Annotated in this window: 5 protein-coding genes; all 5 read right to left on the bottom strand. The window is 63.0% G+C overall.

Going from position 1 to position 6110, the window contains the following annotated elements; genetic code table 11:
* On the bottom strand, positions 1-188 hold a 188-nt coding region (locus tag EOA85_RS25040), incomplete at its 3' end, for a nitrile hydratase subunit alpha (protein WP_206523361.1).
* 70 nt (positions 189-258) lie between these two features.
* Positions 259-3423 carry an efflux RND transporter permease subunit gene (locus EOA85_RS25035; protein ID WP_127211560.1) on the bottom strand — a complete coding sequence of 1055 codons (3165 nt, stop codon included), beginning with the start codon at positions 3421-3423 and terminating at the stop codon, positions 259-261.
* A complete protein-coding gene (locus EOA85_RS25030) occupies positions 3420-4652 on the bottom strand; it encodes an efflux RND transporter periplasmic adaptor subunit (RefSeq protein WP_127211559.1) in 1233 nt (410 codons plus the stop codon). The genes EOA85_RS25035 and EOA85_RS25030 overlap by 4 nt, the downstream gene beginning before the upstream one ends.
* Positions 4653-4819: 167 nt before the next feature.
* Positions 4820-5416, bottom strand: coding sequence for a LysE family translocator (locus EOA85_RS25025; RefSeq protein ID WP_127211558.1), 597 nt, complete (start codon positions 5414-5416; stop codon positions 4820-4822).
* Between the two features lie 150 nt (positions 5417-5566).
* On the bottom strand, positions 5567-6100 hold the full coding sequence (ilvN, locus tag EOA85_RS25020) for an acetolactate synthase small subunit (RefSeq protein ID WP_245485998.1): 534 nt from the start codon (positions 6098-6100) through the stop codon (positions 5567-5569).
* Positions 6101-6110 lie beyond the last annotated feature (10 nt).

Raw genomic sequence — 6110 nt, 5'->3', positions numbered from 1 at the left:
GGATCGACCCAGGCCTTCGCCACCACCTTGGCGCCGTTGCGCGGGCCGATTTTTGTCTCGTAGGTGTCGACGATCACGTCGATGGCGGCCGGATCGATCAGCCCTTTCTGGGTAAGGATCGTCTCCAGCGCGCGCACCCGGGCGGCAAAAGGATCAAGCTCGTTGTCGTGGTCGTGATCATGGGACATGGGCGTCAACTTACGATCGCGAGCCGCCGGCGGCAAGCGCCACGGCTTGGGCCAGTGAAATCCATCGGCTTTACTCTGCAGCCGCCTTTTGCGGCTCGCCCTGCAACTCTTCTCCGCCCTCGAACAGCGACGGCTGGTCGACGGTTTCGACCGGTAGCTGCTCGTCCCGACGCTGCGGCCACAGCCCGAGAAGCCAGCCGGAAAAATGCTCCATGTAGACATAGATGACCGGCGTGACGAACAGCGTCAGCGCTTGCGAAGCGACCAGGCCGCCGACCACCGCAACGCCGAGCGGCTGGCGCAGTTCCGCGCTGGCGCCGGTCCCGAGCGCGATCGGGATCGTGCCCATCAGGGCCGCCAGCGTCGTCATCATGATCGGACGAAAGCGCATCAGGCAGGCCTTGTGGATGGAATCGAGCGGCGACATCCCCTCGCGCCTGAGTTCGAGCGCAACGTCGATCATCATGATGCCGTTCTTCTTGACGATGCCGATCAGCATCAGGATGCCGATGACCGCGATCACCGACAGGTCCATGCCCGCAAGCCGCAACGCCACCAGTGCGCCGAGCACGGCCGACGGCAGTCCGGTCAGGATGGTGAGGGGATGGATGAAGCTCTCGTAGAGGATGCCGAGGACGATGTAGATGGTCAGGATCGCGCCGCCGATCAGCAGGCCCTGGTTGGCAAGCGAATCCTGGAACGTTTTCGCCGTGCCCGAAAAAGTGGTCGAGATCGTCGCCGGCATTCCGATCTTTTCCTTCAGCGCATTGATGTGGGTCACGCTGTCACCGAGCGCGACGCCCTGCGGCAGATTGTAGGAGATGGTCACCGCCGGAAGCTGGCCGAGCTGATTGACGGTCAAGGCGCCGGCGGTCCGATCGACACTGGCGAAAGCGCCGAGTGGCACCAGGCTGCCGCTGGCCGTCCTCACCTTGATCGCCAGCATCCTTTCTGGCGACCACTCGATCCTCGGGTCGAGCTCCATGATCACCTCATAGCTGTCGGCCGAACCGAAGATGGTCGACACTTGCTCGGTGCCGAAACCGCCATAGAGGCTGGAGCGCAGCGTATCGGTGTCGATGCCGAGCGTCGCCGCCTTGTCGCGGTCGACCACCAGCGACGCCTGCAAGGCGTTGTTCTGCAAATCATTGGTGACGTCGGTGAAGGCGCTATGGTCAGCGGCCATCGCGTCGGTGAGCTTCTGCGCCCAGCTGTCAGCCGCGCCGATGTCGAGGCCCTGCACGACGAGCTGATAGGCGCTGGCCGAAGCGCGCGCGCCGAGCCGCAGATTCTGCACCGGCTGCATGAAAGTTTCGATGCCGGGAACATTGGCCAGCTGCCGCCGCAGATCCGAGAGCACCTTGTCGATATCGGGGCGCTGGTCCTTGTCCTTCAATTGCACATAGAGCCGGCCCTGGTTGAGCGCGTTGTCTCCGCCGCCTACCGACCACCCTACATGCGAGACATAGGGTGAATGGCTGAAGACATCAGCCACTTGCCCCTGCAGCTTCACCATGGCGTCGAACGAAATGTCCTGGCGCGCGGTGGTCGTCACCGAAATCTGGCCGATATCCTCCTGCGGGAAGAAGCCCTTCGGCGAGGTCTGGATCAGCCAGACCGTCAGTGCGGCCGTTCCGATAAAGACGAGAAAAACCAGGAAACTGTGCCGCAGGCAGAAGGTCAGCAGCCAGTCATAGCCTCGCATGAAGAAATTGTGCCTGTGATCTCCGCCCTGCACTGCTTCGCGCTCGGCCTTCGACACCGATAAAAGCCGCGAGCACAGCATCGGCGTCAGTGTCAGCGACACGAACATCGACGCCAGGATGGCGACTGTCACCACCACCGCGAACTCGTTGAAAATGCGGCCGATCACTCCACCCATCAAAAGCACGGGGATGAACACCGCCACCAGCGAGATCGAGATCGAAATGATGGTGAAGCCGATTTCCCGCGCACCTTTGAGCGCCGCGTCGAGGGCCGAGAGCCCATCCTCCTCCATGTGGCGGAAGATGTTCTCCAGCATGACGATCGCATCGTCGACGACAAGGCCGACCGCCAGCGTCAGCCCCATCAGCGATATGTTGTCGATGGAAAAGCCGAACAGGAACATGGCGCCGAGCGTGGCGATCAGCGAGATCGGCACCGCCACCGCCGGGATGATTGTCGCCGTTACCCGGCGCAGGAACAGGAAAATCACCATCACCACCAGTGCGATGGTGAGCAGCAGCGTGAACTGCACGTCGTCGACCGCCTCGCGGATCGAAGTCGAGCGGTCGTTGAGCAACTGGATACTGGCCGCCGCCGGCATTTGATCCTGGAAGGACGGCAGCATCGCCTTGACGCGGTCAACGACGTCGACGGTGTTGGCATCGGGCTGGCGCTGCACCGCCATGATGATCGCGCGGGTGCCGTCGTACCAGCTTGCCGTCGTCGTGGTCTCGACCGAATCGATGACGCGGGTCACCTCGCCGAGCCGCACCGGACGGCCGTTCCTGGTGGCTATAATGATGTTGGAAAATCCCGCCGCGTTGTTCAGCTGCGTATTGGCGGTGATCGTCAGCTGCTGCTTGTCGTTCTGCAGCACGCCGAGCGGCGTGTTGCTGTTGGCCGAGGCGATCGCCGTCTGCAGCTGGTCGATCGAGATGTCGCGTGCGGCCAGCGCCGTCGGATCGATCTGGACGCGCACGGCGTATTTCTGCTGCCCGAAGATCGAGACCTGCGCCACGCCTTCGATCGTCGACAGCGACGGCGAGATCACATTCTCGGCAAAGGCATCGAGATCGGTCAGCGGAACTGTGTCGCTGACCAGGGACATCAGGAGGATCGGCGCATCGGCCGGATTGACCTTGCGGTAGCTCGGCGGGCTGGTCATCTCGGGCGGCAATTGCCGCTGCGTTCGCGCGATCGCCGCCTGCACGTCGGCCGCCGCGGCGTCGATGTCGCGATTGAGCACGAACTGGATGGCGATCGAGGTGGAGCCAAGCGAATTCGTGGTCGAGATCGAATCGATGCCGGCGATGGTGGCGAACTGCTTGATCAGCGGCGTTGCCACCGAGGTCGCCATGGTTTCCGGCGAGGCGCCGGGCAGCGAGGCCGAGACGTTGACCACCGGAAACTCGGCGCTCGGCAGAGCGGCCACTGGCAGGAACTTGTAAGCGAACAGCCCGCCCAGCACGAGGGCAAAGGACATGAGCAGGGTGGCGACGGGCCTGCGGATGCAGAATTCGGAGATCATGGGCGCGTCCCGGCCGCCTTGCCAGCCTCCGCAACCCTTGGAGACGCCTGATCGCCGGTCCCGACCTCGGCTTCGCGGATCGGCGAACCGTTCTTCAGCTTTGCCTGGCCCTCGACGACGACACGTTCGCCGCTTTTCAGCCCCTCGCCGATAGCGCTGCTGTCGCCTTCGGTCAGCGCGACCTGCACGGGCCGCATCTCCACCGTCTCGTCAGGCTTGATCACATAGACGAACGGTCCCTTCTGGCTGGGCTGGACCGCAACCGTGGGAACGGAGGTCATTTGCGGCATGATGCCGGCATCGAGAACGACATTCACATATTGGCCCGGCCACAGCGAAAGATCGGCATTGGGCACGCGGGCACGCGTTGCGATCGTGCCGGAGGCTGTGTCGACGCTGGCATCGACGAAATCTAGGGTCCCCTTGCCGATCGGCGTCGGATCGCCGTCCCTGGTCAGCGTGACTGCGCCTTCCCTTGGCTCCGCCAGCGCCTTGTGCAGCAAGGCAAGATCGCTTTCCGGAAGATTGAAGTTCACCTGCAACGGGTCCACCTGGGTGATGGTCACCAGCGGGGTCGACGTGCCGTTGCTGGTGGTGACGAGATCGCCGATCGCGTCGTTGACCGCGCCCAGCCTGCCGGAAATCGGCGCCGTGATCGTGGCAAAGCCGAGTTGGACAGCGTCGGCATCGAGCGACGCCTTGTCGGCATCGACTGTGGCCGCAGCGGACTTCTGCGCGGCGATTGCCTGATCATAGGTTTGCTGCGTGCCAGCCTGCCTGGCGACAAGGTTCTTGGCGCGCTCAAGATCGGCCGTGGCACTGGCAAGCAGCGCCTCGTCCTTGGCGAGCGTCGCCTGGTCACGGGCCTGTTGCGCCTTCAGTGAGCGGTCGTCCAGCGAGAACAGAAGGTCGCCAGCCCTCACCATCTGCCCGTCCTTGACGGCGATCGATGTGATCTGGCTCGAGATCCGTGCGTTCACGCTGACCACGGCGGGGGAGGATACGAAGCCGATGGCGTAGCGCCGGATCGGGAAGTCGGCCGTCGAAGCGGTGGCGGCAACCACCGAGGTCGAACGTGCGGCATTTGCGGCGGCCGCCGGTTTGTCAGGAGCCGCCTGCCCCGCTGACAGCATCTGCCGGACCTTGTCCGTTGCCGCGGGCGAAAGGTAGAGCCCGGCTGCGACAAGGCAGGCGGCCGCAAGCACCGCAAGCACGATCTTCCCACGCATCGTCAAAAGCCTTCTATCCGACAGGCCGTGGTTCGGTGGTCATATCTTGACGTAACTCGCAGCCTAGTGCCGCGGTTTTCACCAAGTAGATAGCAGGCGCCGAAGGCGAAAAAGTGCCAAAACCCGGCATTACGAAGATTTAATGTGCGGCGCACAATAAAAGGCAGCTACCGAAGCATCGGCCACAGCGTCGCCGCCAGCAGAACGCCCATGGCGATGTTGAACCATTTCAGCCGTACCGGATCCGACAGAAAACCGCGCAGCGCCATGCCGAAACCTGCCCACACCGAAACACTCGGCAGGTTGACGACGGTGAAGGCTATCGAGATCAACGCCACCGACAGAAACGGATGCTCCGGAATGGCATAGACGGCCATGGCAGTGATAGCCATCACCCAAGCCTTGGGATTGACCCACTGGAACGCTGCGGCATCGATGAAACGCATCGGTCGCGCATTGGCCTCGCCCTGGCCGCTGAGCGAACGCGACATGGCGATCTTCCAGGCGAGATAGAGCAGGTAGACGCCGCCCGCGACCTTCAACCCGGTGTGCAGCGCCGGAAACGCAGTCAGCACGGCGCCGAGACCGAAGCCGACGGCCAGCAGCAGCACGAGAAAGCCGATGCTGATGCCCAGCATGTGCGGAATGGTTTTGGCAAAACCGAAATTCACGCCGGAAGCCAAAAGCATGAAGTTGTTCGGGCCCGGCGTGATCGAAGTCGCGAAGGCATAGACCAGCAGGGCAAGAAATGCATCGAAGGTCATGGCTTCTTCCCAAGCAGGTCAGCAATATTGTCTTTTTGGTTCAGGCGCACAAAGGCTACCCGCGCCGGCAGCCGGCCCAGAGGATCAGCACCAAAAGCAACAGACAGGTGTAGGCGGCGCCAGCGCGTTGGAGCCATGGCGCCGGACGGTTTACATCCCTTGCGGGCCGCGATTCATCGCCGCCACGCCGGTCCGGCAGATCTCGACCAGGCCGAGCGGTTTCATGATGGCGATGAACTGGTCGATCTTGGAGCCCTTGCCGGTGATCTCGAAGATGAAATGCTCGGTATTGGCGTCGATGACGCTAGCGCGGAAGGCATCGGCCAGCCTCAGCGCCTCGACGCGACCTTCGCCGGTGCCGGCCACTTTCACCAGCGCGAGCTCCCGCTCCAGCGGCCGGTCCTGGCCGAGTTCATGCGAGCGCACGGTGAGATCGACGACACGGTGCACCGGCACGATGCGCTCGAGCTGATGCTTGATCTGCTCCAGCACATGCGGCGTACCCCGCGTTACGATGGTGATGCGCGACAGATGCTTTTCATGTTCGGTTTCGGAGACCGTCAGGCTCTCGATGTTGTAGCCGCGTCCGGAAAACAGGCCGATGACCCGGGCCAGCACGCCCGGCTCGTTGTCGACCAGCACGGAAAGCGTGTGAGTCTCCGGCTTTTCCGTTTCCTTGGCGATGAAGCTGTCT

This window comes from Mesorhizobium sp. M5C.F.Ca.IN.020.29.1.1, assembly GCF_003997375.1.
GTDB lineage: Bacteria > Pseudomonadota > Alphaproteobacteria > Rhizobiales > Rhizobiaceae > Mesorhizobium > Mesorhizobium wenxiniae.
This window is presented reverse-complemented; position numbering and strand designations above follow the sequence as displayed.